Below are 3,722 nucleotides of genomic sequence, written 5' to 3'. Positions count from 1 at the left end.
TGACCGGGCCGGCCACCCTCGCCGCGTGTGATGGAGATCAGTCTGTCCCCTCAGGCAGTGCGGGTCACGAACAAAAACAGCGCTATGAAATCAGCAGGCAGACGCGAAAGTAGACACCACCGCGCAGCGGTTTAGTTCAACGCCATGGCGCTCAGGCGCGGCGCGCTTTCTGCCGTCGCCTGGAGCGTCGAGTTCGACGTGTTTGAGCTATCTGCATCGTCACTCCTCTCGAAACTGAAGGGTTGCGGCCCGCGTTTGCAGCGCGCGGAGCAGCTGTTGTCGTCCCCCCCTTTTAAAGTAGTCGACCCACTGCCACTGACTGATGCGATCAAGGACCTTACAGTCGTCAAGGCGCAGCGGAATGATGAAGATCGTCCCTTCTGGTTGCTCGTCTGCAACGTCAAGGGCGTGCTTGATTTCTGCCTGCACAAACCCTGTCCGTGTGATCGACATCTTCGACAGGAAGACGACCACTACGTCGCTCTTCCGAATGGCGCTTTTGATCTCCGCCTTCCAGTCTTGGCCAGGCAGTAGGCGGTGTTCATCGAGCCAGGGAGAATATCCGGCGCGCACCAGTCCATCGAAGACCCTACGTACGACGCCCTTGTCACCGGTGGAGTGGCAGAGGAAGATCTGAAGGGAGCCAGGATGGGCGACAAGCGTTGCCGATCCCATCATTTCTGGATTCGGATCGTCCCATTCAATTCGGTAGCTACGATACATCCCGTCGTGCTGCCTCTTCCTCGGCGTTTGGGCGGTCAACCAGTCCCCACCCTCAAGAAATCCATCTTGTCGCTCAAGCGTCATCAGAAGGGGAAAGAGGTCTTCGTGCCCCTGAATGTCCGGCACAAATCCATTCCCTAGCTGCACGACCATGTGTGCCACCAGCGTCTCAGGATCGACGGCTAGTAACCACTTACCTTTCGGCGGAGGATTGTAAAGTCTTCGCAGGACTGCCTTCCTGCTCAATCGAATGGATCGAACTCTAGGATCGCCGTATCGTACGAGTTTGATTTCCATTTGGACACCCACCGTGTCACGCACGCAATGACGAGAACACGCGCATCCGGTGACCGCCGATCAGAACTGTAACCGTCCAACGCCGACGCTCAGTGCCGAAGGGCGAGCAACGCGAGCGCGCGGTCCGCTGCAGCGGGATGTTCGACGAGCCCTGCGAGGCATTCCAGTCGATGCGCCGATCTGTCCGGTCATCGGCGCGACGACCCCACTGGACGTTCCGGCAGGGTGGACGAAGGATGACTCAACTGGCCCTGAGCCGCATGTGCAAACCAAGTCATCCAGCGCTCTAGGAAGTCAGTGTCATTGCCGGGCTCAATCGGTGTGAACGGCCACGCAAGCTGTAACTCGCCGATCGCGGGACCCAGAGCCTTTCCTGCCTGGTCGCCGGGCGGCAGAGCGAACGGGTTCTGGGGACGTCGCTCTGGAATGCAAGCGGAGATCATGAACGCCGTTTCGTACCAACGAAAAGCATCCGATTCCTCCGCATCGCAGAACCAAAGTGAGTGACTCCTTCCCTCATATTGGAATCGGTCAGGGGGAATTCGCAGGTCTAGCGAAGCGTGAGCAACGACCTGCAGCCTAGGGATGCACTGACCCCAGGCGTCTGCCCGCGACTCCTCCACAGAACTCAGCTTGAGCGTCGCCTCGCCCAATTTGACGCAGAAACCGAGAACCCCTCCTCCTGGCGAGCGTTGCCAATCTGCTGTGGGTGCATTGTCGCGGATCGACTGGGTGAGTCGCTCGGCCAATGTGGCAAAGACCTTCCTGGCCGAGCCAAGAATTTCACGACGGCGCTCGGCTGCGGAACGAGCTGCGGACTGCACCGCCACTCCGTTTGCGAGCCGCTGCGCCTGAACTTGATTGGCAGCCTGCAGTTGAGCGGCAGCCGGCGACGCCGGACGGAAGATGATCGCGAGGCGCGCCAGCAGGTTTGCAGCAGTCGGCCGCACTTCCTGAGCTTTGAAGAGGCACTCCGTCACGAGACTTGCGAGGAGAGCTGGGCAACCGGCGAGCGGTGGGGAATCTTGCGTGAGGTGCTGGTTACGGAAGTCCGGTCCAGCGAACGGCCAGCGCCCCGAGAGCATCTCGAACGCCATGACTCCCAACGAGTAGACGTCTGATGCAGCGGTCGCGCGTTCGCCGCGCCACCGCTCCGGCGGATTGTACGGACGTGTCCATGCCCACTTGTGGGTGTCCGCAGCAGTCGACGCCTCTGCATAGCGAGCTATTCCGAAATCGGAGAGGCACCATTCGCCATTCAGGAAGAGAACGTTCTCGGGCTTGATGTCGCGATGGACAACTCTTCCCTGGAGATCCGCCAAGGCGATCGCGACGTCGCTCAATATGGCCACAGCCTCTTCGGCCGACAACGATCCTCGCTCCGCGAGGTGCGCGCGGAGCGACTTAGCCGCCAAAGGCATCACGAGGACCCAATTTTCGTCCCATTCGCCGGAGTCGATGATAGGAACGACACGGCGGATTCCGGTGAGATCTTCAAACAAAAGTTCGCGGTCCGCACCTGGCTCTTTCGGGATCAACTTGACTGCTGCGGGACGCCCGTCGTCACCCACGGCGTCGAAAACGCGCCCAAAGCCACCCTTGCCGATCTGAGATCCGAGAACCCACCGGTGGGCGAGTTGAATGGTCTGCGTCATAGAAGCCTCCGCTGACCCGAGCACCGCGGCGAGGGTATCGAGCCGCGGAGCTTCACCGGACATGTCACTCGAGGGGTCACTGATCCGGCGACCGCAACCATGTCTCAGGTCTCTCGTCACTGACGATGTTGAGATACACGTGATCAATCTCGATGCGAAGTTATGTCCAACGCCGCGCCTGAGCCGCGGCCCATCGACGCTCGCGATAAGCAGAGATGTTCATGCCGTCGGCTCGAGGCGCTGGTTCGGCCAAGGTCATGCCTTTCCGGTCGTGAGAATGTGGGTAACCGCCTGAATGATGCTCCGCAGCGTCTCTGGTGTCAGCGTACCCACATGCGACGTGATCAGATTCTGATTTGCGGTGAAGAGCTTTGCCGGGCGGGCGAAGCTTGTGACGTGCAAAGAGCCAGATGCAAAGCTGGCGTCGCTGATCTGGATGGCGCCCGAATCAGCGTACGGCCTGCTGGTGATCTGACAAAGGACACAATCGCCACGACCGGCGTCGGCGAGAACAACCGCAGGTCGCAGCTTCGTCTGCGACAGGTCCGAGAAGGGGAACCGGACGAGTACTACCGCACCGGCTGCAGGTGCGACCACGCCTCGTCCTCCTCCAGTCGATTCCAGTCCTTGCCGAGTGCCTCTTGGCTGAGAAGAGCGGTTTCGGAGATGCCGGTGGGCGGCTGCTCCTCGAGAATAGTGACGAGAGCGCGCCGGGCCTCAGCCAAATGGATCGGCTGCAGCAGGTGGACATTCCCTTGCTCGTCGATGACTGCCTCGATTGTTTGAATCATTCCCGAATCTCCTGCCGACAGTGTAGCTTACCCGGTTGGGAAAGCCGAACGTAAAAGGGTTTTTCCGTCATCCGGCGCGACGGGGCGTTGCGCGAGATGCTGTGGTGGTTGCCGCCGGATGGCGGAAAGGCCCCGTTGAACTGAACCGCTGATCACTGACGGTGCTCCCCACGTGTTATGGGGATTGTAGGGCGATTAGGGGTTCGATGGCAAGCGCGCGGGGTGCTGTAAGGGACCGGGCTATGAGACCGTGGTG

General features: G+C 60.3%; 4 protein-coding genes. All 4 read right to left on the bottom strand.

From position 1 onward, the window contains the following. Positions 1-219: 219 nt before the first annotated feature. Positions 220-876 (bottom strand): toll/interleukin-1 receptor domain-containing protein, encoded by a 657-nt coding sequence (locus HY699_13660; protein ID MBI4516853.1) that lies wholly within the window; start codon positions 874-876, stop codon positions 220-222. 332 nt (positions 877-1,208) lie between these two features. Continuing rightward, positions 1,209-2,675, bottom strand: a complete 1,467-nt coding sequence (locus HY699_13655; protein MBI4516852.1) for a serine/threonine protein kinase — start codon at positions 2,673-2,675, stop codon at positions 1,209-1,211. Positions 2,676-2,930: 255 nt separating this feature from the next. Then, positions 2,931-3,272 (bottom strand): type II toxin-antitoxin system PemK/MazF family toxin, encoded by a 342-nt coding sequence (locus HY699_13650; protein MBI4516851.1) that lies wholly within the window; start codon positions 3,270-3,272, stop codon positions 2,931-2,933. Further along, positions 3,245-3,466, bottom strand: coding sequence for a hypothetical protein (locus tag HY699_13645; protein ID MBI4516850.1), 222 nt, complete (start codon positions 3,464-3,466; stop codon positions 3,245-3,247). The genes HY699_13650 and HY699_13645 overlap by 28 nt, the downstream gene beginning before the upstream one ends. Positions 3,467-3,722: the final 256 nt, after the last annotated feature.

It is taken from the genome of Deltaproteobacteria bacterium (genome assembly GCA_016210005.1).
GTDB lineage: Bacteria > Desulfobacterota > Binatia > HRBIN30 > JACQVA1 > JACQVA1.
This window is presented reverse-complemented; position numbering and strand designations above follow the sequence as displayed.